We start from the raw sequence: 25759 nt of genomic DNA, 5'->3' as shown, positions 1-25759 counted from the left end.
AGAGAATCTAACACCGCACCGATTACAAGGAGTAATAATGACAGAACGCGAAGGCGCTTGGCTCACTCCCGAAGCCTACGACAAGCTCAAGGCTGAGCTAGAGCACCTCTCTGGACCCTACCGCCAGGAAATCATCGACCGTATCTCTGCGGCCCGTGATGAGGGCGACCTCAAAGAAAACGGCGGCTACCACGCCGCTCGCGAAGAGCAGGGTAAGAATGAGGGCCGCATCAAACAGCTCCAGCAACTGCTTGAAAATGCCCAGGTGTCAGATAAGCCTGCAGCCGATGACGGCATTGTCACCCCCGGCATGGTCGTTGAAGCCAAGATCGGCGGCAAGACTATGACCTTCCTGCTGGGATCCCGCGAAGTCGCTGATACCCTGGTCGATGGTAGCGACCTGCAGGTCTTCTCTGAGAAGTCCCCCATGGGCGCCGCCATCAACGGGCACAAGGTTGGTGAAGAGCTCTCCTACGAGGCCCCGAACGGTAAGCAGATTCCTGTTACCATCGTCTCCGCTAAACCCTTCCAGGGATAGTAGCCAGCCATGAGGCAAAATAAAAGCCCGGGTGCTTCTCTTCTTGAAGGGAAGCACCCGGGCTTTTGAGGATCTATGCTGCTTCTGCAGTCCTTGCAGGCTACGGCAGGGTCTGACCCTTGGCTTAGTAGACCACAATCGGCTGATAGCCGGCGGCCTCTAGTGCCGCAATTACTTCTTTGCAGTGCTCAGCGCCCTTGGTCTCCATATCAATGGTGATGGACACATCGCCCATCGACAGGGCACCGCCCACACGGGTGTGGTCCACACCGGTCACATTGGCATCGCGCTCAGAAATGATGCGCGAGATAGTGGTGAGCTCACCGGGGCGGTCATTGAGCATCATCTTGATAGTCATGTAACGCCCAGCGGCTGACAGGCCTCGCTGAATCACCTTAAGCATGAGCATGGGGTCGATATTGCCGCCCGAAAGAACACAGACGGTAGTGCCCAGGTCACCGTATTTTTCTTTCAGGCTCCCGCTTATCAGAGCGGCAACCGATACAGAACCGGCAGGCTCAACAACTAATTTGTTGCGTTCCATCAGGAAGATAAGGGCACGGGCGATTTCGTCCTCAGATACCGTATGAACATCGTCCACCAGGGTTTTAATGATGGTGAAGGGGAGCTGACCGGGCCGGCCTACCGCAATACCGTCAGCGATAGTTGATACCTTTTTGAGGGGCACCAGAGCATCGGCAGCTAGTGAGGGTGGGTAGGCTGCAGCATGTTCAGCCTGCAAGCCGATAATGCGAATCTTTTTGCCGAGCTGTTTTTCTTTTTCACGCACAGCAATAGACAGGCCAGCCAGCAGGCCACCACCGCCAACACCTACCAGGATAGTGTCGACATCAGGAACCTGCTCCAGAATTTCAAGGCCCAAGGTACCCTGCCCCGCGATAATATCCTCATTATCGAAAGGATGAACAAAAACAGCACCCGTTTCCTCAGCGAAACGTTTGGCCTCAGCCAGCGCCTCATCAACATTAACGCCGTGCAGGATAACCTCTGCCCCGTGGCTGCGGGTAGCAGCAACCTTGGGCAGTGCAGCGCCCTGCGGCATGTAGATTCGGGCAGAGATCCCCAGGCGAGAGGCTGCAAGGGCTACGCCCTGGGCGTGGTTTCCAGCCGAGGCAGCGACCACTCCAAGGGCCTTTTCAGCCTGAGTCAGTTTAGCCATGCGCACATAGGCACCGCGTACCTTGAAGGACCCCGATCGTTGTAGATTCTCACATTTGAGAAACACCTCGGAACCTATCTGTTCACTGAGGGCACGGGAGTGAGCAACCGGGGTGCGTTCAATAACACCCTTGAGTAGTTGGGTTGCTTCTTCGATCTTATCTATGCTTACGTGGAGCTTTTCAGCTGCGGTATCTTGCACGGCTGTACCCTTTATTTGGTAGCTTCTTGGTGATTCATGGGACCTGTATCTGCTCTAGCTGTCGCAGCTTCTTCTGCCTTGAACTCGCCTTCTTTTTCTTTAATACGGTTGAGGCGTTCCTTGACCTTTTCGGCAATAACTTTTCGCTCTAACCGTTTTTGCTCGTGAGGATAGAGGAACTCGCTTTCTCGAATATAGGGGTCTTTCTCCCACTCTCGTCCCGCAAGGTAACGAATCACCGTGTTGGTAACTGCCAGGATGGGTACAGCGAAGAGAGCGCCAATGACGCCGTAAAGCATGGATCCTGCCAGTACCGCGATGACCACGGCCAGCGGGTGCAGTGATACAGCCTTACCCATGACCAGAGGCTGGAGAATATTAGATTCAATCTGCTGGACCAGCAGGACCATAAGGAGCATCACCAGAGCATTAACGGGGCCGTTGGCTACCAGGGCCAGCAAAACTGCAATAGCTCCGGTAAGTAAGGCACCGATAACCGGGATAAAGGAACCCAAGAAGACCAAGACGCCCAGGGGCACTGCCAGCGGGACGCCCAAGAAGAAAGCAGAGAGACCGATTCCCACCGCATCCACAGCCGCTACAAAAACCTGCACCCGCACATAAGACACTAGGGATCTCCAGCCCTGGCGACCGGCCCCGTTGACTGCCCGACGGGCCTCGCGCGGAAAGAGCTTGACGATAAACAGCCAGATTTTTTCCCCCTCTAAGAGGAAGAAGATCAGCGTAAAGAGGACGATCACCATACCGGTTCCAATATCGGCTGCAGTAGAGCTGACACTGGCTACTCCGCTAAGAATGCTCGAGGTGTTGTTTTGCAAGGTCGCTAGGAGCTGGCTGATATATTCATTGACCTTATCTGCCCCCAGATCAATGGGTAGGTTGTAAAGCAGGGCTAGGAGCTGGTTCCAGCCCTCTATGACTTGGTCAGAGAGAGACGAAAAACCTACGGTTAGTTGTTGCCCCACCATGGCTAGAAGCCCAATGACCAGGGCGATCAGACCAATTTCGGTAATAGCTGTTGCTAACCCGTTTGAAACTCTGTATCGGCGCAGGAAGTAAACCACAGGTGATACTAATCCCGCCAAGAGAGCTGCAATCATCACAGAAATAATGATGAGCGATACTTTGGCTAGCGCCCAGTAGAGGGTTGCGGCTGCAATGGCTATAATCATCAGCCTCCAGGCCCATGCCGAAGCAATGCGTAAGGCAAAGGGAAGCTGCTGACTGACAGCAGAGCTAGATCGAGATGATGGGGAGGTGTCGTTACTCATGCTGTCCATCTTCCCATGTTTTGAGTACCTGTGGCACCGACTAACCCATGTCGTTTCTCTGAGAGTGACTAAGCTCGCTCACACTGGGTACAAATAGCTGCTTGAAGGCTCAGGAGCGCCCCTGCCCTAGGTTGCTCTCAGGCCCTTGGAGATAGGAAGGGCAGAAGCCGGTTTCCCAGCTTCTGCCCTTCCCTATATTGGTTGTCTTACCCTTAGTCAGCCATGGAGCGAATGTAGTAAATAACGCGGAGAATCTCGATGTAAAGCCAGACCAGTGATACCACTAGGCCGAAAGCGATACGCCAAGATTCGCGCTCGGGCAGACCTGACTTGATAGCTTCACTTGCGTGGGTGAAATCAAGCAGTAGGGAGTAGGTTGCCAGCAATACAGCGAAAAGACCGATAATCAGTCCCAGAGGAATACCCATAACTTCAACGCTCCGAGCATTGAAATCAAAGAACATCGAGGTCACAAGATTGACCAGGCAGAAAACGGTGTAAGAGATAGCTGCGACCATGAAAAAGCGGGTCAGCTTAGCAGTGGCACGAATTTTGCCAGAGGAGAAGAGCGCCAGAATGGTCCCGAAGACGATGACGGTTGCCAGAACCGCCTGAATAACGATGCCAGGGTAGGAAGCCTCGAAGAAGAGTGAGAGGCCACCGACCAGGAAGCCTTCCATGACCGAGTAGGTCATGACCAGAGCAGGCGAAACCTGCTTCTTGAGGGCGTTGACGAAGCCCAGAACCAAACCGCCAACCAGACCGACAAACATCAGAATGGGGAACTGCCAGGCAATAACTGCGGCCACAAGGACCAGACCAAAGTTGAGGCCGGTCTTGACGATGATGTCGTTGATGGTAATACGATTAGTGTCTACTGGGGTTGCGGCAGGCGCGGTGTACATCTGGTTGAGCTGCTCAGCAGATACGGGCTGGCCGTAGGGAGCCTGCTGGCCGTAGGGGGCCTGCTGGCCATAAGGGTTCGATGCGGTGGTGGTTCCGCCGGCACCGAACTGCCCGAAGCGGGGATCCCCCTGAGGCTTAGTCATGTTGTTAATGAGTGGGTTTCCAGCCACGCTATGTTCTCCTCGCTGTGATACTGAGTTCACGTAAATATCTTGTTCACCAGCCTAGCTGATAGAACATCTTTTTTCTGCCCTTTTTTCTCAGGGCGTGATAAGGGAACTCAGTTCTACCCTGCCGAGGTCAGCTCCCCCTCAATAAAGTTCAAGACAGCGCCTTCCTTATGAGAGCCGATCTGCAGGCTGGCCTCGTCTAAGAGAACCGGATCGCTATTTGCCATTGCAAGTGCCCGGCCCGCGTAGCGGAACATTTCAAGATCATTGCCGCTATCACCAAAAGCCGTTGTCTGCTGCCCAGGTACCCCCAGGTGGTTAGCCAGCCACTCTAGCCCGTGCCCCTTGTGATGGCCCTCAAGAATCAGGTCAATAGCCCCAAAACCGCTTGAGGTCGCTACGATACCTTCAGGTAGAGCTTCTTGAACCATTGCCAGGGTTTCATAAGCATCCTCTTGCCCGGAGCTTGTCAGCGCCAACTTCACTACGGTATCAGCAAGCTGACTCCGATCTGTCAGAAGCTGAGCATTGGGGTAGAAAAGTCGCAGGGCACTGAGCGGGTTGCTCTCGTCAAGGTCTGGCACCTGAATACCCTTGGCCTTAATCTGGGCAAGGATCAGGCTTGCGATGGGCTCAAGCCGCTCCTGGGGGACATAAGATCCGTTTCGGCAGGAGATAACAAGACCGAACTGGGGGTGGGCTTGGAGTGCCTTCAGCGTCTGCTCAACCAATTCCGGGCTAAAACTCCAGAGCGCTAGGTCCTTCCCCTGATTGTGGATAATGGCACCATTCTCAGCGATGTAGTAGAGGTTGGAGTGGTGCTCATGTCCAGCCATGTACTGCTGGATCTTGGGCATCTGGTTGCCGGTAGCAATAGCCAGGTAGGAGCCTTGCTCCGCCAGCAGATTCATGACCCGGTCGAACTGAGCATGGTCATAGGTTTTATCTTCTGCAAGCAGCGTCCCATCAAGGTCTACAGCGTACAGGTGGGGGGCTTTCGCTTCCTTGTCATTCACCACAGGTTTTTCTCCTCGCTCACGGGTTAGCGGCTTGTCTTGACCAGGGGACCAAAGCGCTTTTGAACAAACAGCACAGCCAGAGCCCCTATGTCTGCTTGACCTTATTCTGCCAAAAGCAAGTATATAGGCCCCGCTAGAAAGAAGATCAGGGAGATCGTCCCCGGCTCTTTAGCCTGATCACCAAGGATGGACTTCCATCTAGGCCCTCTAGGCGGCTACACTTATATAAGTTTTGATGCCACCGGATTACCAGAAATAAGATTTTCAGAGGGCATCAGACGCCCTCCCATTAGATTTAAGGTGCCCGTCCAAGTTTGGTATTCATAGGCCAGTACTTCTAACTGCTTCCTCCGCATTTTAGCTAGCTTGAAGCATCCCATTACCCTTCTGCTCCATGACACTACGAGCTTGAAATGCTCAAAACCCAAAGGAATTTCTGTGAAAAGAACCCTGGCAACATCGCTGATTATCGCATCATCTATGCTCTTGAGTGCCTGCCATAATGAACCTGAAGCGCAACCTGCGCCCAGCCACATCAGCCAGGACGTCGTCCAAGAAGATGAGGGGCAGGAGGAGCCAGATCTTTACGCCCAATACGCAATCAAGGACGGTCAGATATCTTCTACTAACCTGGTTGGACAGGACGGTGCTGTCGATCGAGAGGACAAGATCATCTGGGAAAAAATCATACAAATCATCCCCCCGCAGTACCTATCGATGATTAGCACATACGAGGTAGTGACCGACGGTAAAGATGGGGTTCTTGCCTCGGTTAATCTCAACGAGGACCTGACAACCTGGACTATCTCCGTTGATCTGGACGACACTCTAAATAAGAACCAGCAGCTAACACCCTCCAGTACGGTTACTATCATCCACGAAATGGCACACATTATTGCCCTGAACAGTCAACAGATGAGTTCAGAAGAGAATCAAGATACTGCCCATGCCGTTCAAGAGGGAACCTTAAAAAAAGACTCCTACCTTAGTGCTTTTTACGATAAATTCTGGAAGGACCATCCCGGTATCAGCCAGAAAGATTCGGGCATAGGTGCGAATCGTATTGATTCTTACCAGGGTTCTTTTGACCAGCGCCCCGATGACTTCATCACTGAGTATGCTGCTGAGAATCCGGTTGAGGATCTTGCAGAATCATTTGCTTATTTTGTTGTTTTGGATAGGCCAGAGGACGACAGTCTCAAGTCACAAAAACTTTCATTTTTCTATAACTATCCAGAGCTTGTTAAAGTCAGGGACGACATCAGAGCCAAAAACGACCTGACGCAAATGGCTGGAGAGCTAGCCGAGCTAAAATCAGGTCACCGGCTCTGAGATTGCAGTATCCCTTACTGTTTGCTGATAGCACCCCCTGTGGCATGGCACCAGGGGGCTGTTCGGGGATGTGCTTGAGCTGAACTACACCCCGGAGGAGGGCGATTGGTTGAGAAGGCCGCTACCTCCCGAGTTGTAAGCCAATGGGTTAACACGGCGACTAAAGTAGGCTGATAGGCATCTCGGGGGAAAACTATATATAGACAAGGTTCTGCTTGGGAACATGAAAAGACACGGAAGAAAGCTCCCGTGTCCTTTTACAGATCGTAATATCGTTTCTTAAATAAATCCCGATGCGCAGAATCAACCTCTAGATCACGATATTTTTCCTCTAGATAACCTGCTTTAACCATATCTTTAGTCTGCTCAGACCTTTCCCGAATCTCAGCACGAGACAGACCTGGCTTCCACGGCTTAGACAAGAAACCCACAACTCCAAAAACAATAAAGAACACAAGCGCACACACAAGACCAGCCACTGCCTCATGAGAGATCAGAAAGGCCCCCGATCCCGCCAAACAAGGGAGCACTAGAAACTCAGGTAAAGCATAGCCCCATCCACCCGGGTCACCGTGAGACGCCTTGATAATAAAGGGACGTTGCAACAGCACCACAATCAGCTCACCCCCAAGGACCACAGCACTGATAAAGACAACGAGGCTTTGACCCCCAAAATCAAGTGCCGGGAAGAGGAATGAGAGTAACCAGTAGATAAGGCCTGCCAGGAAAGCCAGAAGAGCACTGGTCATCAGGTGCCCTAGATAGGCTGCGGACAAAGAAACGTATTCTGGGTGATTCTGATCGTATGCCTGGTTAGATGTCATGAGTACTGCTCCCCTTGATTTGAGAAACACGTGGAGGGATATCTGTGATTGTATCCCTCCACTGTTGAGAATAGTTGAGATACTGTCCGTGAGGGCGTCACTGCATCCTAATATTTCTTGAAGAACGCCTGCTAAGTAGTCACCGATTTTCGCTGCGGTGGTAACGGTTCGAGCAGCACGCCAGCTACCTCAAGAGTTGCGGTTTCACCGGTAGGCAATTCATCAGCAGTCCATATTGATAGGATGCCAGCCCCCCCCAAAAAAAACTACCCTCATGCAAAAACATTCAACCGCCAAGGATAACCAGCCCCGCCCAACAATACCCCTCCCTTGAACCCCAAGGAGAATCCTTTACTCCTGCGGCAGATGAAGATGCCCCGGAGCTAAATCCAGGGCATCCAACATACACGGCTACTTCCTATATATTCAATATATTCCCGACTGGGCACCAAGAACAGAGGCCACTAGAAAAGCAAACGGTATAGCGAAAACAGCTAGGATTGCGCTTAAAACAGCCATTTTTCTATCCCCCCCAAAGGCAAACAGGAAGAACGATAGAACAAAAAGAGAAGTAAGAGAAACTACCGTGACAAAGGTCTGAAGAGGGGTTTCGGTTCCCATCAACAAAAGATCTATATACCAAACAACTGCGGGGGCCAAAACTATGAACCCCAGACGCGAAAGCATCTTTTCTTTATTTTTCACTGTTCACTCTCAGTCTCAGTCTCAATCTCAGTGTCAATAGCTGCAGGAGACAAGAAAAACGCCCCGTTGGGCTTCAAACCAAACGGAGCGTCCTAGCAGGTGGTGCCCCCACTGGGACTCGAACCCAGAACACAAGGATTTTAAGTCCTCTGCCTCTGCCAATTGGGCTATGGGGGCTAGGGCGGTGCCAGCTCGGCGCTTAAGCCGGGCTGGCACATTCTTCGCCTCTACATTTATACCAGAAAAGTCTTTAGAGCTTGGCCTTAGACTTCTCGGGGGCGGTACCGGTCGCCTGCTGGAAAGCCCGGCGGGGTGAGCGCTGGTGACGGATTGATGAGGTGTCACGGCCAAAGACCTGGTTGAGCGCCCAGGTAGTCATGACACGAGCGGTACGCTCAGTAGTAGGGATAGCCAGGCCGTGGTAGCCACGGTGCATAATCCAGGCCAGAGGACCGCCGATGGTCTTACCCTTGATATTAGCAACACCCTTCCACAGGCCTAGACCGGCAACAACGCCAATAGTCTCGTGGTAGTAGTCGGTCAGGGCTTCGCCACGGCGCTTAGCCAGCAGGTTCTCTGCCAGCTTGAGAGCCTGGCGTGAAGCGTGCTGAGCGTTAGGCACGCAGAAGCCACCAACCCCGCCACCGGAGAGATCGGGGACAGCGGCATTATCGCCAGCGGCCCAAGCATCTTCAATCACGCCGTCCTCGCCAGCAACACGCAGGTCAGCCTGAACACGAACGCGGCCGCGCTCGTCAACGGGGAAGTCAGTTTCCTTGAGCATGGGGGAAGCAGCAACACCGGCAGTCCAAATCAAGGTGTCGGTGTCGAGCTCACCAGCGGGTGACTTATCGCCCATATTGATGAGCTTGAGGTGGCCGTCGGTTGCATCGGACAATGAGGTGTTTAGCAGAACCTCGATGCCGCGGGCACGCAGTTCAGCAACAACTTTCTCGGCGCGGTCTGCGGGGACCTCGGGCATGATGCGGGGGGCCGCTTCGACCATCACAAAACGCAGGTCAGAAACCCGCAGGCGCTCGTTACGGTTAACTGCCTCGCGGGCCATGTCTTCGAGCTCAGAGATGGTTTCCACACCGGCAAAGCCACCGCCGACGATGACGAAGGTAAGTGCACGACGGCGTTCGTCCTCATCGGTGGTCAGCGAAGCGATTTCGATGCGTTCCAGAACCCAGTTACGTACAGAGACAGCTTCTTCAACGGTCTTCATACCAATAGCAACCTCGGCCAGGCCGGGGATGGGGAAAGCACGGGTTACAGCACCGGCACCCAGGACGATTTCATCGTAGGTCAGCTCAAAAGGCTCACCGGCGTTGATGGGTTCGATGGTTGCGGTCTTGGAGGCATGGTTAATCGACAGCACGCGGCCACCGATAATTTCTGAATCGCGCAAGTGCTGACGAAGCGGAACGGTCGCATTACGGCCTTCCATGGAACCAGCGGCAACCTCGGGGAGGAAGGGCTGGTAGGTCATGTAAGGGTTGGGATCAACGATGGTGACAACACCACCGGATTCTTTGATAACCTTCTGAATCTTCTTTGCCACGGTGAAACCGACGTAGCCGCCGCCGACAATGAGAACGCGGGGGCGATCCTGTGCAATCTTGTTGAATGCCATTCGTGTTTAACTTCCTGTTGATGTGTTGCCGGTACTCCGGCAAAAAGTCTCCATGCTTATCTTGCCACTTTTAACTGCATAAATATAGTTTTTTCCCCAGCATGTGATGGGCAGAGCGGTCTGAAGGGCCTTGCAGGGAATAAGACCGGGGCTAGGTTCTCTGCTTCCGCTCCCCTAGCGTCGCCGGTTACGCCGTAGGATCCCGGTAAGTTGATGAATACTGCCCAGGGTAATAATTCCTAGCCAGAAAGCGAAAGCAGCTAGCACGATAAAGGGTAGAACCCCTGAGTCTTCCACTGGCCGGGAAGGAACGGGGGCCGCAAGCGGGCTAATGCTCTCGCCCACCTTGTGCAGAGGTGTTTGGCTGGGGCTGGGATCAGCGGTAGAACTGGCCGCGTTCTTTCGGTGAACCCTGATCCAGTCCTTCATGGAGCCTAAGGGGTTGGTCTGGGTATCATCCGGGGTATCGGCTGCCAGGGCTTTGGCGGGGTTGATAATGCCGTAACCGTAGAGCACGTCTCTCCCGGGTGCCCCCTCATCATCTGCCGACGAGATAATCCGTTCAATGACCTGATGGGCGGTGAGGTCCGGGTATTTCTCCATGATGAGGGCGGCCAACCCGGTCACCAGCGGTGCCGAGGCGCTGGTTCCAGACCAGGTAGCGTACTTGTTACCCGGGATAGCACCAACCATTGACTCACTCGGTGCGGACACGGCAATGGAGATACCCTGGGAGGAAGAAGACCAGGAATCCTGACGGTTGGTATCAACACCACCTACGGTGAGCACACCGGGCATGGTCGCTGGTGCCCCAACCTGGGTGATCCCAGCACCCCGGTTCCCCGCAGAAGCAATCACCAGAACCCCTTTTTCTTCGGCGTAAGCAAAGGCAGAATCCCAAGATTCCGGCCACGAGGTGTCGTTGGACCCTACGGAGAGGTTGATAATGTCGGCCCCCTTGTCCACCGCGTAGCGGACGGCATCAGGTATCTGCTCGTTGATGGAAGGGCTACCGGCAACGCTGGTTCCCAGTTCAAGAGAAATCGGCAGAATGGTGGCATCGGGTGCGACCCCTATCACGCCAGCAGGTTTGCCCGGCTGACCGGGGTTAACCGATGTTGAGCCGTCGCTGTGGCCGTGGCCAGCAATCATCGAAGCGACCAGGGTACCGTGCTCAGGCTCAAGGCCCAGGCCTTTCCACCCCTTAGAAGAACTGCTCACGCCCGAGGCATCGTAGCCATCAATGACGTTATTCACGAGGTCCTGGTGGGTTCCATCCACACCCGTATCAATGACGGCAACAGTGATTCCTTTGCCTGTGGTTTGCTTCCACAAGCCGGTGATACCGTACTGGGTCAGCCAGTACTCGCGGCTACGAATAGAATCACCCCGGGGAGATGTCGATGCTGAGGGGCTAGCCTGAGGGTCCGCTGAAAGGCTCGGGCTGGCAGTTACTGCCTGCGCGGTGGGGGCTAGGCCCAGGGCACCGCTACAGGCTACAAAAGTAGCGCAGAGCAGGGCTAGGCCTTTTCGCAAACGCTGGTGGGCCATTGGTTCCTCTAGAGCCCCGCGCGAGATGCTACTGACAGGGCAAGGCCATCCAGAATATCCTTTTCAGAGGCCAGGGCACTGGTGACGGCGCCCCCTGTCATGGCCGAAACTCGCTCTACAATGCGCGCCCAAATCACTGAGCCAGCGGGAATCACATCGACCCGCCCATCGTGCATGTACCCCAGCTTAGAGCGCTGGGCGCTAGTCATAGCCACCATGTCAGCAGCCGCCTTGCTGATGTCCTTGATGCAGATATCAGCCCGGTCGATACGGGCAGGGTCATAGCTCTCCAGGCCTAAGGCGTGAGCCGCAACCGTTGTCACGGTACCGGCCACACCGACAATGCGCTGGGTAGCGGAAAGGTCAACAGTACCCAAGGCGGTAGCAAGAGCTTTATCGGTATCGGCAATAACCCGAGCCACCTGCGAGACATTGGGCGGGTCAGAGCTAATGTGCCGCTCGGTCAGCCGCACGCAACCGATATCAACGGAACGAGCCGCAAGAACACCCTTCTGATTACCCAAAACGAACTCGGTGGAGCCACCGCCCAGGTCAACCACCAGAGTTGTTTCACCGGTGTTGCCTACCGATGACAGGGCACCCGCAAAGGACAGCTCAGCTTCTTCGGTCCCGGTTATTACCTCGGGCTCAATCCCCAGAATGTCCTGGATACCGCGGGTAAAAATATCGCGGTTACCGGCATCGCGGGTGGCGCTGGTCGCGGCAAAACGCACCTGCTTGACCCCGTACTCTTTCAGGAGCGCCGCATAGTCGCGGGTTGCCGCGAAGGTACGTTCCAGGGATTCCTTAGCCAGCCAGCCGGTCGCATCCACGCCCTTGCCCAAGCGCACAATTTTCATCTGCCGCTCTAAGTCTTTGAGCTGGATACCATTGTCGGTGGGCTGGGCTTCAGCGATCAAGAGGCGGATTGAGTTGGTTCCGCAGTCGATAGCTCCAAGGCGCATGGGTTCTCCCTCAGATAGTCTCGGGGTGGGGGTTGGCTTACTGGTGGCTGAGGTTTAGTCGCGCCAGGTGGGGTCGCAGTGACAGGTGTCAGGGGTCCACCACTGAGCAATCAAATCTAGGGTCTGGTCCCCGTAAGGGTTGATACCGCGCCCAACCGCCAGGGTATGCCCAAGAACAGCGTGCAGGCACTTTACGCGAGTCGGCATACCCCCGGCAGAAACACCCTCAATTTCAGGTACCTGATCGAGGCCGGCAAGGGAGCGGATACGGTCGCGTTCAGCCAGGTAGTTCTCGTGGGCCGCCCTGTATGCCTCAGCTTTATCGACCTTATCGGTAACCTCATCGGTCATTTCATACATGACCCCCTCGGCCTCAAGACGGGAGACCGCGGCGGTAATCACGGGGTGAGCCAAATAAAAAACGGTGGGGAAGGGTGAGCCGTTAGCCAGCCGGGGTGCGGTTGCCGCAACCAGAGGATTCCCGCACACACAGCGGGCAGGGATTTCCACAACGTCACGCACGCTTCGGCCTAGCTGTGCCGAAAGCACCCGGATATCAAGGTCGGTGGGGGCAAGAGTCTCGGCTGTCACGCCAAAGCCTTGGGGGTTGTGTGTGGTCATGGTGTCCTTTGATGTGGCCGGTGGGCATTGTCGGTTTAGTCTAGTGGGTGGCCCGTCACCGGGTACCCGGATAAATTCTAGGGAGCGGTCGGACTCCTAGGGGTTTCTGTTGGGGTAGCAGATCCCGTGGAGGTAGGGCCCTTTGCCTTCTCAGACTGAGGAGCATTGGGGTCTTCAGCCGCGAGCTGGAAGGAACCCCACAATTTAGTGGTCCAGGAGTCCTCGGGTGCTGTCTTGGCGGCGGCACTGGTGTCATCGGCAAGTTCGCTGGTGGGATCCAGCCCGACTACCAAGTAGGGGGTCTCCCCCGGCTCCACGTAGAAGAGACGGCTACGAGCCTGCTGCTTGACGTAGTTGTCGTCCTGCCAGAGGTTAACCTGGTTCTGTAAATCTTTCTTCTCAGCCTCCAAGCTAGTGATATTGTCCTTGGCGGCCTTAATCTCCTGGTTCTGTTTGATAAAGGATGTAAGCGGGCTGTAGACCGAAAGCGCGATAATGACCAGGACCAGGGCGAAGGTGATGAAGTGACCCGAGAAAGAGTGCGCCGCGACAGGCTTATCGGGGAGCTCAGAGCCGGTAGAGGGCACAGGCTGTTTAGCTCGCTGAGCCCGACCAGATGAGGCGGCCGGTTTTCCCAGGCCAAAGCCGAAGAAAGCCGCAATGCGGTTAGGCTTTTTGTTCCCCTGTTGCCGTGCCATGCTGTATTTCCTGATTCTGCGGGTTGGTCCGTCGCTCTTTTGCTAGGGCTTCATTCAGAAGCCCGCATGCTCTCTTCCGTCAAGATTACCAGTCTACCCGCTCCCCCACCCACCCCACCAAGGCAAAAGGTACGAGCTATGCCCTCATAGGCTGAACAGTGACCGAGTATAAAGAAGTGCCCCGGTAGGTAGCTACCGGGGCACCGCAGTCAGTCTATAAAACAGACTTACTTGGCAAAGCGGGGGAAAGCGCTCTTACCGGCGTAAACAGCCTGGTCGCCGAGCTCTTCCTCGATACGCAGGAGCTGGTTGTACTTAGCAACGCGCTCTGAACGTGCGGGAGCGCCGGTCTTGATCTGGCCGGCGTTGGTTGCAACAGCCAGGTCAGCAATGGTGACGTCCTCGGTCTCACCTGAACGATGTGAAACCATGCAACGGTACTCGCTGCGCTGAGCCAGTGCCATAGCGTCAAGGGTCTCGGTCAGTGAACCAATCTGGTTTACCTTGACCAGCAGGGCGTTAGCAGCACCGCCGTTGATGCCCTGGGCCAGACGCTCGGGGTTGGTCACAAAGAGGTCATCGCCAACAATCTGGACCTTGTCGCCGATTTCGGCGGTGAGGGTCTTGTAGCCCTCCCAGTCATTTTCATCCAGGGGATCCTCGATAGAAACGAGGGGGTACTTGGCAACCAGGTCAGCGTAGTAGGCGCTCATTTCAGCAGCGGTCTTCTTCTGGCCTTCAAAGTCGTATGCGCCGTCATTGTAGAACTCGGAAGAAGCGACATCCAGAGCCAGCGCAATCTGCTCGCCGGGCTTGTAGCCAGCCTTCTCGATAGCCTCAATGATCAGGTCGAGAGCTGCCGCGTTGGACTCCAGGTTGGGAGCAAAGCCACCCTCGTCGCCCAGACCTGTGGATAGGCCACGATCGTGCAGAACAGCCTTGAGCGAGTGGTAAACCTCAACGCCAGCCTGCAGGGCAGCAGAGTAGGTGTCGAAGCCGATGGGGGCAATCATGAATTCCTGGATATCAACGTTGGAGTCAGCGTGTGAGCCACCGTTGAGGATGTTCATCATAGGAACGGGCAGAAGGTGAGCGTTGGGGCCACCCAGGTACTTGAAGAGGGGCAAGTCAGCGGACTCAGCGGCGGCCTTAGCAACAGCCATGGAGACACCAAGGATAGCGTTTGCACCCAGCTTGCCCTTGTTATCGGTGCCGTCAAGGGCAATCATGGCTGCATCAACAGCACGCTGGTCAGTGGCATCAATACCAATAACCTCTTCAGCGATTTCATCAATCACAGCAGATACAGCGCCAAGAACGCCCTTGCCCAGGTAAACAGCCTTATCGCCATCGCGACGCTCAACTGCCTCCCATTCACCGGTGGATGCGCCTGAGGGAACTGCTGCGCGGCCAAAAGCGCCGTCTTCCAGAAGTACCTCTACTTCAACTGTGGGGTTGCCGCGTGAGTCGAGAATCTGACGGGCATGTACTGCGGTAATCAAAGCCATGAAAATGCTCCTTGAAGGATAAAAAGGTGGAATGGCTGTATAGCGTCAAGCTGATTGCTCAATAGGCCTCTCGGCCCAGACGCGTTTATGCTTCCAGTCTACCAAAAAACCCACATAAGCACACAGAAATTCAATATTTCCCACCTTTTTCTTCAACATGTCTGTGATTTGTGGGAGCAGAGCCAACGGCTCACAACACCGGAGCCTCCGAGCTGCCGAGTCCCCCTACAGGAGAGGTGCCCTACACTCACCCGCTCAGAGAGCACTGAAGGAGAGACTATTCAGAGTGGTGCTGAATATAGGAGCGGGTGTGGCTCCTCAGGGAGCGTTCAGCATCCAAACCAGCGGCACGGGCAGCAGCCACCAGCTCAAACAGGTAAGCGCCCAGGGCCTCTTCAGTCTCGATACCGGCAGGCAGACCGGCAGGATTCTCCCCCTGACACGGCCACAGACCGGCTTTTGAGGCCTTATCCAAGGTCTTATCTGCCAGAGCAAGGGCAGGCAGGTGCGGTGGAATACCGTCCAGAAGCCCCCTACGTTCAGGCTTCTCAAGCTTCTTGAGCCGGTCCCAGGCTTCACATATTTCCTGGGCGCTCGGGCCGGGCCCAGCACTCTCACGTGGAGAAAAGACGTGAGGGTTACGGCGAATCAGTTTTGTGGCCAGATCAGCTACCACATCTTCCATGCCAAACCCACCCAGCTCTGCGGGCACCTCTGAGGCCATCTGGGCATGAAAAATAAGGTTGAGAAGCACATCGCCCAGTTCCTCCCGGAGCAGGGGAAGGTTAAGACCCCGAGGGTCTTCAAGAGCTTCAAGAACCTCGTAGGTTTCTTCAATGAGATAGTGCATGATGCTCTGGTGGGTTTGTGCACCGGTCCAGGCGCACCCGCCGGGCTGACGCAGGGTCTGCATGATCTCCAGGAGCTGGGAGAAATCAGCCGCTGTGGGAGTCCTATCAGAGCCCGGTATCTGTTGCCCAGTCCCCTGCCTGTTAGTAGCTTCATGGGGTTTGGGAGTTGAGGGTTGAGGCTCCGAGGGTTTAGGCTCCTGAGACACGGCTCTCCCCTTCTTGTTCCTGGAGAGCTAGCTGGCTGTAGACCATCTGGACGCTCCGCAAGAGTGCCTGCTTCTCATCCTGGGAACAGAAAGCACCGTTAATGGCGTTGAGAGTGACCTCAAAGAATTCGGTCAGACCAAAGCCGTGATGTCGGGCCAGCTCAGCAAACTCACGGGTCATGCTGGTGGAGCTCATCAGCCGGTTATCGGGGTTGATTGTTACCGCAAAACCAGCCTGCAGGAGTAGCGCCACCGGGTGCTCCTCGTAGGAACGGGCAGGTTCAAAGTCGAGGCCGAGCCCCACCCGGTCAAGGTGTTCCGCCGCATCGGTTTGCAGGTTAGAACAGGGGCAGGTTTCCAGGGTAGTTCGGCGATTCTTAACCCATTCGGCAACCTCACCCAACTGTAGGACGGTCTGCTCCCGGTCAGCATCGGGCAGTAGCTCACCGGTCGGGTCAATCTCAGCCAGGGTACGAGCGGTAATGTCCTCTGTGATACGTACACCGTGGCCCAGGCGCAGAGCACGACCAGCCACCAGGGCTTGACGAATCGAGTCAAGCCCGTAAGCCTCTCCCGCATGAAGGGTGACCGGCAGAAAATGACGGGCCGCAAGATCAAGGGCCTCCGCGTGGTCAGCAGCAGAGAAGCCGTCCTCCGGGCCAGCTAGGTCAAAACCCACCACACCCAGGGGGCGGTAGGCCAGAGCTGTTTTCACAACCTCCAGGGAATTATTCTGGTGGCGCATGGCGCACAAAATCTGGTTGACCAGAATACGCCCGCCAGCCTGCCCTACCTGTTCCATACCGTCCATGAGCCCGTCAGCTACCGCTTCAACAGCCTGGGCCATACTCAGCCCCTGGGTCAGGTGCAGTTCGGGGGCCCAACGGATCTCGCCATAGATCACACCGTCAGCAGCCAAGGTCAAGACATGCTCCATAGCCACCCGGCGCAAGTTTTCAGCAGTCTGCATCAGCGCTACCGTGTGCTCAAAAGTTTCAAGATACCGTTCTAAAGAACGAGAATCAGCGGCCTGTTTAAACCATGCCGCTAGAGCCTGAGGCTCCTCAGCAGGCAGCTCGTGCCCTATCTCCTGCGCCAGCTCAATCATGGTTTCCGGGAGCAGACCACCGTCAAGGTGATCGTGCAGACAGACCTTGGGCAATGACTGTAACCAGGTAGTGGGGGTATCGCTCACTCGTTTTCTTCTCTCATGGTTTTCTTGTGGAAAACCGCCCCGCCACACGCGAAGGTGTGCCGGGGCGGTAGCTGGGGGCCGGTCATTAGTGAAAAACCCTAACGGTGACTAGCTAGAAATTCCAGGAGGCCAGAGCTTCACTCATATGCGCTGGGATATTAGCTCCGGTGCGGGGGAACATACGCAATTCCTCTACATACTGCTGTGCGGGCAGATGCTCGGGGTAGCGCACAAAAGCCTCTTCATCGGCGTAGTCAAAGGAGGCAACCACAGGAATGCCGGGGGTAAAGCGCAGATTGATAGCCAGCGGTGAACCGTAGCCTTCCTTGTAAGAATCAGCCTTGAGCTGCAAAATGCCCAGAACATCTTCGGGGATCAGGTCAAAGGTGCGGACCTGCTCCCAGAAACCGTTCCGACGCACGTGAGTCAGGGCATCGTAGTAGGAGCCCAGGGTGCGTACACGGATCAGAACTGTTGAAACATCCAGCGCGGTACCCTTGAGGCCGAACAGGGCATCATAAGCCGGGGCAAGTCGGGACACGACCTCAGCCTCAGTCAGAATCAGGTTGCCATCTGCCTTCTGCGTCTCAGAGGGCTTGGCCTGGCTCTGCTCAGAGTAAGAGGGAGCTACGTCCACGCTGGCGCCGGTCATAGGGGCATCCAGGGTGGCAGCGGCAACCTTGCTCGGGGCGGCGGGGATAACAGAAGCAGATGCCCTTGTTGAGGGTGCGGGCTCTTCGTCAGTACCGAATTCACTGTCGTCGATATGGCTGGGCAAATCCTCACTGGCGTAAGGGTCAGCTACAATGCTTTCACTGTCATCCTCAGTAACCAGTAGCGCCGGAACATCAGAAACAGGTTCAGGTGATGTGGCCTGGCCCAGAAGATATGAGGGAGCTTCTGCCTTCTCAGCCGGCTGCGAAGCCGCTTGAGAATCATCGATATCAACGGTGCCATCAAAGTGTCCGCCGGTTGCCGGGTACTGGCTTGCAGACTCGGAGTGAACAGCACCTCCTTCTTCAGCCTTGTTCTCAGCTTCGACAGGCTCATGGCTGGACTCAATAGTGGGCTCTTCTACACGGGGGGCCTCTTCAATCGCTTGGGGAGCGATGTGCGCTGAGCTATCTGCAACCTCGTCACTGAAGCCCAACTCGGGGTCAAGAGTCCCAGCTACAGAAAGGCTCTCTTCCCCAGGTTCTTGGGTTCCAGCCGCGTTTTCATCCTCGTCTGTGTGAGCAAACCGCTGGGCTAGGTAGCTGGTCTCAGAAACAGAGTCAGCTTGCTCAGTAGCCAGCTCAGAAGATTCTTCGACGGTCTCAGACAGGCTGAGGCTATCAAGGGGCTCGCCAAGGGCGCTGGCGGTTGATACCTCATCGGAACGAGTAACAGAATCGACGGTCCCTACCTCTTCAGCATCGGCCTCAGCCAGATCAGCATCGAGCCCCGCACCGCTCTGAGCGGTTTCTTCTTCATCAGATGCTAGACGAGCAGAAACCCGGTGCAGTCGCTCTTCAACAGGCTCCGGATTCTCCGTAGTTTCAGGTGCTTCTTCGGTCTGAGCAGCCGCAGCTACCACAGCAGGGGCCGCGATATGGCCCAAATTCAGAGAATAGTTAAGGTTGTGGGTCCGGCTGGCCTCAGTATTCATGAAAGAAACCTGGACCGCAGTTTCGTTACCCACAGCGGGGTTGACCACAATCAGTGCCCTAGTCCATGCACCGCGTTCGCTTTTTTCCTCTTCGACGTAGAGGTCAGCTACCGGGCTGAACCACTCGCTACCGGGCTCAATGACGCCAGATTCAATTTCCTGGCCCCGCTGGTAGAGCGTGTAGCTCATCTCATTACCCGCCTGAGTCAGGCTCAGTGTTACCTGTCCATCGGCCTTGGAGCGCATCTTCTCGACCGTGGCTTTGAAGCCTTTACCTGCGTTTGCCTCCGCAGAGACTCCCGCCGCAACAGCGGTCTCAGCAGGTGGCAAGGAGGCGGAACCCGCTGATTCTTTACTGGTTTCTGCGTCACTTGCAAGGACATCACGGGGTGATGCTGGGCTAGGAGCTGGCTGGTTTTTCTTTCGGCTAAAAAGTCCCACGGTTGTTCTCTTTTCTCGCGGTTGGACAGTTACTGGAGGGAGGTAACCCTATGCGTTGATTCGGTCCAAAATAATGGTGGACGGCGTGTACTCGCCGCCAATAGTCCACGCACCCTCAAGTGACTCGAGGGCTCGGGCAAATCGTTCGGGGGTATCTGTCATGAGAGTCATCAGGGGCTGACCTGCTGTAACAGTATCACCGGGCTTGGCGTGAAGCATAATACCTGCGGCAAGCTGAACGTCGTCTTCTTTACGTGCACGGCCTGCGCCCAAACGCCAGGAGGCTACCCCAACGGCGAGAGCATCCAAGCGGGTTAGAGTCCCTGAGCTATCAGCTAGCACGGTATGAGTTTCACGGGCTGTGGGCAGAGGTGCATCGGGGTCTCCGCCCTGAGCAGCAATCATCTGACGCCACTTATCCATAGCACGGCCATCTGCCAGCGCTTCAGCGGGGTCTGCCTCGACACCGGAGTTTTTCAGCATGACCCGGGCTAGCTCAACGGTCAGCTCCACAAGATCTGCAGGCCCCCCGCCCGCGAGCACCTCAACGGACTCAGCGACCTCACAGGCGTTACCAACGGCCAGACCCAGCGGAGTGTCCATATTGGTCAGCAGGGCACTGGTTGTTACGCCTGCGTCCTGGCCCAAATCGACCATAACCTCAGCCAGCTCGCGAGCCTGAGCCAGGTCTTTCATGAAAGCACCGGAGCCCACCTTGACATCGAGCACCAGTGAACCGGTGCCCTCAGCAATTTTCTTACTCATAATCGAGGACGCAATCAGCGGAATCGCCTCAACAGTGCTGGTGGTATCACGCAGGGCGTAGAGCTTCTTATCGGCAGGTGCCAGGCCTGAACCGGCAGCGGAGATAACCGCCCCAACACTCCCCAAAATCTCCAGGGTACGTTCCTTGCTGATATTGGCCTGCCAGCCAGGGATAGCTTCAAGCTTGTCCAGGGTGCCACCGGTATGGCCCAGACCCCGGCCTGACAGCTGGGGAACAGCGACCCCGTAGACAGCCACCAGAGGGGCCAGCGGCAGGGTGATCTTGTCCCCCACCCCACCGGTAGAGTGCTTATCGGCAGTAGCCAGCTTCTTGTCGGGACCAATGATTGAGGAAAAGTCCATGCGCTCACCAGAACGAATCATGGCATCGGTCCAGCGCACAATCTCGGGGCGGCTCATACCGTTGAGAAAAATAGCCATGGCAAGAGCACTCATCTGCTCATCGGCAACCACACCGCGAGTATAGGCATCAATGACCCAGTCAATTTGCTCGGGTGAGAGGACCCCTCCGTCTCGCTTGGTGCGGATGACATCTACGGCGTCAAAAGCTTCGGTGCTCACGCTGTCCTTTCTACGCGAGTGCTACCTTGCTCCCCGCGCTCTTCTTGCTTGCTACTAACTCTATGTTCAAGTATGCCAGTTCAAACCGGCGAGCGCCCGCTCCCGGGCAGGCAACCGCAGTGAAAGATTAGCCTCTTGCTGTCTCTAAGCGTTCGGGGCCAAAGGCATCGGGCAGCATCTGTTCAATCGTCATCAGCCCGCTCACAGACTGAAGGAGCATACCGGGTGCGCTGTGCTCAAAGAGAAGTTGGCGGCACCTGCCGCAGGGCATGAGCGCTTTTCCGTCCTGATCGACGCAGGCAAAAGCTACCAGCTGCCCTCCCCCGGTGCGGAAAAGTTCAGAAATCAAGGAACATTCGGCACAGAGAGTAATACCGTATGAGGCGTTCTCGATGTTGGCCCCGGTAATAACGCGGCCGTCCTCGGTGAGGGCTGCGGCACCTACCGGGTAGTTGGAGTAGGGAGAGTAAGAACAGGCCAGTGCATCGGTGGCGGCCTGGGTCAGCTCTTCCCAGTTAATCTCGGGCATCTTTGTTCCTTTGCTTAAGACAGGGGTGGCTACCGCACCAAGCGGTAGCCACCAGAGATTTATTCCTTGACGTAGGGAATGCCTACGGCTGCGGGGCCTCGTGAACGGCCCACCAGGCCTGCCACCGCGAAGATGGTCACCAGGTAGGGCAGCATGGCCAACAGTTCGGTGGGTACGCTGGTGCCCAGGATTGAGAGAACGAACTGCAGGTTCAGTGAGAAGCCAAAGAGCAGGGCGGCGCTCAGGGCACCGATCGGGGTCCAACGTCCGAAGATAAGGGCAGCAAGGGCAATGTAGCCCTGGCCGGCGGTCATGTCGGAGTTGAAGGATGAAACGGATACCAGGGTGAAGAAAGCTCCGCCCATACCGGCAACGGCACCAGCTAGCAGGACGTTGGTAGCGCGCAGGCGGTTAACATTCACACCCAAGGTATCAGCGGCCTTGGGGTGCTCACCTACGGCGCGGGTGCGCAAGCCCCAGCGGGTCTTGTTCAGTGCGAACCAGATAGTAGCAACGACGATATACATGATGTAGACCAGGACGTTCTGGTTGAAAAGCACCGGACCGAGCACGGGGATCTCCGACAGGCCGGGGATAGCGAAAGCAGGGAGTTTGGGTGCTGAGTTCAGCACTGATGCGTTGGGCTCCAGAACTCGGGTGAAGAAGAAGCCGGTCAGACCTGATACCAGGACGTTGACCACAACACCCACGATGACCTGGTCCACCAGGTATTTGATGGCGAAGACTGCCAGCAGGGCAGAGACCAGCATGCCACCCACCATGGCAGCTACCAGACCAGCCCAGGGGCTCTTGGTCAGAGATCCGACGAGTACTGCACTAAAGGCACCCAGCAAAAGCTGGCCTTCGATAGCGATATTGACAACACCAGAACGCTCACAGAGCAGGCCGCCCATTGAACCGAAGATCATGGGAACAGAGAGCAGAACAGCACCGTTAAGCAGGGAGACCAGTGACAGCGAGGGGCTAGCTGTTGAGCCAACTGCCCAGACCAGCAGGCCGGTTGCAAAGAGTAGCCAGAAGAGAGGGGCTACCCACTTACCCAGTGTCTTACCCGCCTTGGCGGTCACCAGAGAGTAAAGGGCCAGTGCCAGCATCAGGGCCGATGCAACCCACCCGTAGGTCTGGGGGTTGATCCGCAGCGGCTCAGCGCTAAACCAGCTCACGCCGTCTGAGATACCCAGGCTAATAGTTGCCTGGGGGGCGCGAAGACCTATCAGAAGGGGTGCAACTAGGGCCAGGAGGGCATAGATAACAGGGTTTTTCCAGTCTTTGACGACCAGAGTTTCAGTGTCGGAAGAAAGGCTGGTTGCCTTGGTTGCTTCTACACTCATGGTTATGCCTCCACAGCCTTCTTTTGAGCTGACTTTTTCTTGGTGGTTTTGCCGGTGGGGTCGGGCAGGTGGAAGATGGAGCGAACCAGCGGGGGTGCTGCGATGAACAGAACGATCAGCGCCTGCAGAACCAGCACGATGTCGATAGAGGTACCAGTAGATACCTGCATAGAAACCCCGCCTGCACGGAAGGCACCGAAAAGCAGTGCCGCGAAGAAAGTGCCAACGGGCTTGGACCGACCCAGCAGAGCCACGGTGATAGCGTCAAAACCCAGTGAACCTGCAATACCTGTGGTAAGTACCTTTTCGCTACCTGCCACCTGGGCGGCACCGGCCAGACCGGCGAGGGCACCGGAGAGCGCCATGACGATGATGTAGCCTGAGGCCACCTTGATGCCTGCGGTGCGAGCAGCGTGCGGGTTAGCGCCAACGGCACGCAGCCGGAAACCAACGGTGGAGCGGTTCAGGAGCCACCAAACAAAGGCTACAGCCAGGATAGCTACGATAAAGCCCAGGTGCAGGCGGAAGGCTGGCCCAAGAAGCTGGGGGAAGACCGCCGTATCGGGCAGTTTCTCGGAGATGGGGTTGGAGCTACCCGCACGCTGAAGGAGCGGGGTCTTGAGCAGGTAGACCAGCAGGTTGGCGGCAATGTAGTTCATCATGATGGACAGGATGACCTCGTGGGCGCCTGTCTTAGCTTTGAGGACACCGATGATACCGCCCCAGAGGGCACCACCGACGATACCGCCAACAATAATCAGGGGGACCATAGCAACTAGGGGCAGGCCAGCGTTCAGTGCAACCCAGCCTGAAACCAGGGCACCGAGGATAAGCTGGCCCTGGGCACCGATGTTAAAGAGACCGGCCCGGAAGGAGAGGGCGACAGCTAGGCCCGCAAAGATCAGCGGGGTGGCTACAGTCAGGGTTTCGGTGATGGGGCGAAGCTGCTGGTTAAAGGTGCGCCCGTTGGGGTTGAAAATCGCCCCCTGCAGCAGTGCCATGTAGGCGTCATAAGCTGCGCTCCAGCCTGCACTGAGGGTGTCAATGGGGCGGGCAAAGAAGTACTTTGAGGCGGCCTGGGTGGCGGGGTCCGTCGCGGCAATGAGCAGGCCACCCACGATAAAGGCGGCCAGGGCGGCACCGATTGACAGGCCGATGTTACCGCCGGCAATGCGGGCAAAGGTGGAAGGCTTGGGCTGGATGACGGTCTGACTTTCAGTTGCCGGCGCGGGGCTAGTAGCCGCACTCTTGGCAGTCTGAGCGGGGTCTACCTGCTCGGCTGCGGGCTTGTTGTCACTCACGCTTATTCTCCTTCTGCCCAGGGGGTTTGGGGGGTGGTTACGGCTGAAACTTCTTCATGTTCATCGGCGGCTCTCTGGGCCTCCTCGTAGGTTGCCCCGGCCATCATCTGGCCCAGTACCGAGCGGGGTGTCTCAGGCGGGACAATGCCCATGAGCTCCCCGTGGAAGAACACGGCGATACGGTCAGCAAGACCGTAGACCTCATCAAGTTCAGTCGAGACGATAATGACCGGTAGGCCCTTATCCCGTTCCTGAACTATGCGCTTGTGAATGAATTCGATGGAACCAACATCCACGCCACGAGTGGGCTGGGAGGCCACAAAGAGTTCGAGGGGGCGGCTGAGTTCGCGGGCCACCACAATTTTCTGCTGGTTACCACCGGAAAGAGTGGACGCGGTATGTTCTTTGGAGCCCATGCGGATATCAAATTCGGCTCCGGCGCGGTCCGCGTTCTCAGAAATCTTGGACCGGTTGAGGGTTCCCATGGACGAGAAATCTTTGCTGTCAAAGAGGTCAAGAATCAGGTTCTCGGAGATAGAGAAGGAGCCGATCAGGCCGTCCTTGCTGCGGTCTTCGGGAACAAAGCCAACACCCGACTGTAGGACCTGCTTGGTGGAAAGCCCCAGCAGTTCTTTACCGTTGAGCTTCGTGGATCCGGTTGCCTTGGGGTGCAAACCGATAATGCTTTCTGCCAGTTCGGTCTGCCCGTTGCCCTGAACGCCGGCTACGGCCAGAATCTCGCCGCCGCGGACGCTGAAGCTAACGTCCTTGAGCAGAGGAACACCGTTACTGGCAATCAGGGTGAGGTTTTCAAGCTCGAAAGTCTTTTGGGTGAGCTGGGGGGCGCCCTTATCGACGGTGAGCTGAACGGCCTTACCGACCATCAGGGAGGCCAGCTCGGTAGTGGACATAGCGGGGCTGGCCTGGCCGACCACCTTACCTCGGCGAATGACGGTAATATCATCGGAGATCTCACGGACTTCACGCAGCTTGTGGGAGATAAAGAGCAGGGATTTGCCGTCTTTGCGCAGTTCGTCCATGATGCCCAGGAGCTGGTCGGTTTCTGCGGGGGTGAGCACAGCGGTAGGCTCATCGAGAATCAGGATTTCGGCCTCCCGCACCAGGGCCTTAATAATTTCAACGCGCTGCTGAACACCCACGGGCAGGTCTTCTACTACCGCGTCGGGGTCCACGGCGAAGCCGTAGCGGTCAGAGATTTGGCGGATTTTACGGCGGGTAGTTTCCAGATCCAGGGTGACCCCCTTAAGGCTCTCTGAACCCAGAGCCACATTTTCTGCCACGGTAAAGACCGGAACCAGCATAAAGTGCTGGTGAACCATACCGATACCGGCGGCCATAGCATCGGAGGGGCCGGAAAACTCGACCGGCTGATCATCAATATAGATTTGCCCCTCGGTGGGCTGGTAAAGGCCGTAGATGACGTTCATCAGAGTGGATTTACCGGCACCGTTTTCGCCCAGCAGACAGTGGACTGTCCCCGGGTTGACCGTCAGGTCGATGCTATCGTTCGCGGTAAAATCACCAAATCTCTTGGTCACCTTGCGCAGTTCGAGTTTCATGGGGGGGTGGCTTTCTGTGAGAGAACCTGGGCACATCACCGCGCGGGGCGGCAGAAAGGTTTGCTTCGTGCTTTAGTTTAGCGGGTTGGGGCTTACTTACTGGACACTGCCCCTTCACCGCACAAACGGCTCACCCCTCTAGCGGGTAGAGGGTGTGAGCCGT

22 protein-coding genes and 1 tRNA gene are annotated in these 25759 nt (G+C 56.2%); 2 read left to right on the top strand and 21 right to left on the bottom strand.

Features of this window, described 5'->3' with window-relative positions; all coding sequences use genetic code 11:
* Positions 1-37 precede the first annotated feature (37 nt).
* Positions 38-538 carry a transcription elongation factor GreA gene (gene greA, locus ACN085_RS08675; protein ID WP_419104411.1) on the top strand — a complete coding sequence of 167 codons (501 nt, stop codon included), beginning with the start codon at positions 38-40 and terminating at the stop codon, positions 536-538.
* A 124-nt stretch (positions 539-662) separates the two neighbouring features.
* On the opposite strand, the gene ilvA is transcribed toward greA, so the two are convergent.
* The 4 genes from ilvA to ACN085_RS08655 all read right to left on the bottom strand — a co-directional run bounded on the left by ilvA (position 663) and on the right by ACN085_RS08655 (position 5303).
* A complete protein-coding gene (ilvA, locus tag ACN085_RS08670) occupies positions 663-1919 on the bottom strand; it encodes a threonine ammonia-lyase (RefSeq protein WP_419104410.1) in 1257 nt (418 codons plus the stop codon).
* Between the two features lie 11 nt (positions 1920-1930).
* On the bottom strand, positions 1931-3211 hold the full coding sequence (locus ACN085_RS08665) for an AI-2E family transporter (RefSeq protein WP_419104409.1): 1281 nt from the start codon (positions 3209-3211) through the stop codon (positions 1931-1933).
* 212 nt (positions 3212-3423) lie between these two features.
* Positions 3424-4287 (bottom strand): Bax inhibitor-1/YccA family membrane protein, encoded by an 864-nt coding sequence (locus tag ACN085_RS08660; RefSeq protein WP_419111268.1) that lies wholly within the window; start codon positions 4285-4287, stop codon positions 3424-3426.
* A 116-nt stretch (positions 4288-4403) separates the two neighbouring features.
* Positions 4404-5303 (bottom strand): HAD-IIB family hydrolase, encoded by a 900-nt coding sequence (locus ACN085_RS08655; protein WP_419111267.1) that lies wholly within the window; start codon positions 5301-5303, stop codon positions 4404-4406.
* 441 nt (positions 5304-5744) lie between these two features.
* Between ACN085_RS08655 and ACN085_RS08650 the strand changes: the two genes are divergently transcribed.
* Positions 5745-6638: a hypothetical protein gene (locus tag ACN085_RS08650; protein WP_419111266.1), complete on the top strand. Its 894-nt coding sequence runs from the start codon at positions 5745-5747 to the stop codon at positions 6636-6638.
* A 257-nt stretch (positions 6639-6895) separates the two neighbouring features.
* Here the strand turns inward: ACN085_RS08650 and ACN085_RS08645 are convergent, their stop codons facing one another.
* The 17 genes from ACN085_RS08645 to ACN085_RS08565 form a co-directional block, all read right to left on the bottom strand.
* Positions 6896-7462 (bottom strand): hypothetical protein, encoded by a 567-nt coding sequence (locus ACN085_RS08645; protein WP_419111265.1) that lies wholly within the window; start codon positions 7460-7462, stop codon positions 6896-6898.
* A 426-nt stretch (positions 7463-7888) separates the two neighbouring features.
* Positions 7889-8167 carry a hypothetical protein gene (locus tag ACN085_RS08640; RefSeq protein WP_419111264.1) on the bottom strand — a complete coding sequence of 93 codons (279 nt, stop codon included), beginning with the start codon at positions 8165-8167 and terminating at the stop codon, positions 7889-7891.
* A gap of 100 nt (positions 8168-8267) precedes the next feature.
* Positions 8268-8344 (bottom strand) — tRNA-Leu (locus ACN085_RS08635).
* A gap of 73 nt (positions 8345-8417) precedes the next feature.
* Positions 8418-9803 carry an NAD(P)/FAD-dependent oxidoreductase gene (locus tag ACN085_RS08630; RefSeq protein ID WP_419099914.1) on the bottom strand — a complete coding sequence of 462 codons (1386 nt, stop codon included), beginning with the start codon at positions 9801-9803 and terminating at the stop codon, positions 8418-8420.
* A 174-nt stretch (positions 9804-9977) separates the two neighbouring features.
* Positions 9978-11354 carry a S8 family peptidase gene (locus ACN085_RS08625; RefSeq protein ID WP_419111262.1) on the bottom strand — a complete coding sequence of 459 codons (1377 nt, stop codon included), beginning with the start codon at positions 11352-11354 and terminating at the stop codon, positions 9978-9980.
* A gap of 8 nt (positions 11355-11362) precedes the next feature.
* The gene (locus ACN085_RS08620; RefSeq protein WP_419104402.1) at positions 11363-12319 is read right to left on the bottom strand and encodes an exopolyphosphatase; all 957 of its coding nucleotides are present in this window, start codon (positions 12317-12319) and stop codon (positions 11363-11365) included.
* 54 nt (positions 12320-12373) lie between these two features.
* On the bottom strand, positions 12374-12940 hold the full coding sequence (locus ACN085_RS08615) for a DUF501 domain-containing protein (protein ID WP_419099917.1): 567 nt from the start codon (positions 12938-12940) through the stop codon (positions 12374-12376).
* 77 nt (positions 12941-13017) lie between these two features.
* Positions 13018-13638, bottom strand: a complete 621-nt coding sequence (locus ACN085_RS08610; protein ID WP_419111261.1) for an FtsB family cell division protein — start codon at positions 13636-13638, stop codon at positions 13018-13020.
* Positions 13639-13865: 227 nt separating this feature from the next.
* On the bottom strand, positions 13866-15146 hold the full coding sequence (gene eno / locus ACN085_RS08605; protein WP_419099919.1) for a phosphopyruvate hydratase: 1281 nt from the start codon (positions 15144-15146) through the stop codon (positions 13866-13868).
* Between the two features lie 277 nt (positions 15147-15423).
* The gene (locus ACN085_RS08600) at positions 15424-16203 is read right to left on the bottom strand and encodes a MazG nucleotide pyrophosphohydrolase domain-containing protein (protein WP_419111260.1); all 780 of its coding nucleotides are present in this window, start codon (positions 16201-16203) and stop codon (positions 15424-15426) included.
* Positions 16187-17398, bottom strand: coding sequence for an adenosine deaminase (locus ACN085_RS08595; RefSeq protein ID WP_419111259.1), 1212 nt, complete (start codon positions 17396-17398; stop codon positions 16187-16189). Before ACN085_RS08595 ends, ACN085_RS08600 begins: the two co-directional genes overlap by 17 nt.
* A gap of 112 nt (positions 17399-17510) precedes the next feature.
* Positions 17511-19487, bottom strand: coding sequence for a hypothetical protein (locus ACN085_RS08590; RefSeq protein ID WP_419111258.1), 1977 nt, complete (start codon positions 19485-19487; stop codon positions 17511-17513).
* A gap of 48 nt (positions 19488-19535) precedes the next feature.
* A complete protein-coding gene (locus ACN085_RS08585) occupies positions 19536-20834 on the bottom strand; it encodes a thymidine phosphorylase (RefSeq protein WP_419111257.1) in 1299 nt (432 codons plus the stop codon).
* A gap of 127 nt (positions 20835-20961) precedes the next feature.
* Positions 20962-21363 (bottom strand): cytidine deaminase, encoded by a 402-nt coding sequence (locus tag ACN085_RS08580; protein ID WP_419099924.1) that lies wholly within the window; start codon positions 21361-21363, stop codon positions 20962-20964.
* A 59-nt stretch (positions 21364-21422) separates the two neighbouring features.
* Positions 21423-22715, bottom strand: a complete 1293-nt coding sequence (locus tag ACN085_RS08575) for an ABC transporter permease (protein ID WP_419111256.1) — start codon at positions 22713-22715, stop codon at positions 21423-21425.
* A 2-nt stretch (positions 22716-22717) separates the two neighbouring features.
* Positions 22718-24016, bottom strand: coding sequence for an ABC transporter permease (locus ACN085_RS08570; RefSeq protein WP_419111255.1), 1299 nt, complete (start codon positions 24014-24016; stop codon positions 22718-22720).
* Between the two features lie 2 nt (positions 24017-24018).
* The gene (locus ACN085_RS08565; RefSeq protein WP_419111254.1) at positions 24019-25596 is read right to left on the bottom strand and encodes an ABC transporter ATP-binding protein; all 1578 of its coding nucleotides are present in this window, start codon (positions 25594-25596) and stop codon (positions 24019-24021) included.
* Positions 25597-25759: the final 163 nt, after the last annotated feature.

This window comes from Rothia sp. P4278 (assembly GCF_048512945.1).
Classification (GTDB): Bacteria; Actinomycetota; Actinomycetes; order Actinomycetales; family Micrococcaceae; genus Rothia.
The sequence above is the reverse complement of the archived record's forward strand: the minus strand, read 5'-3'. Positions and strand labels throughout refer to the sequence as shown.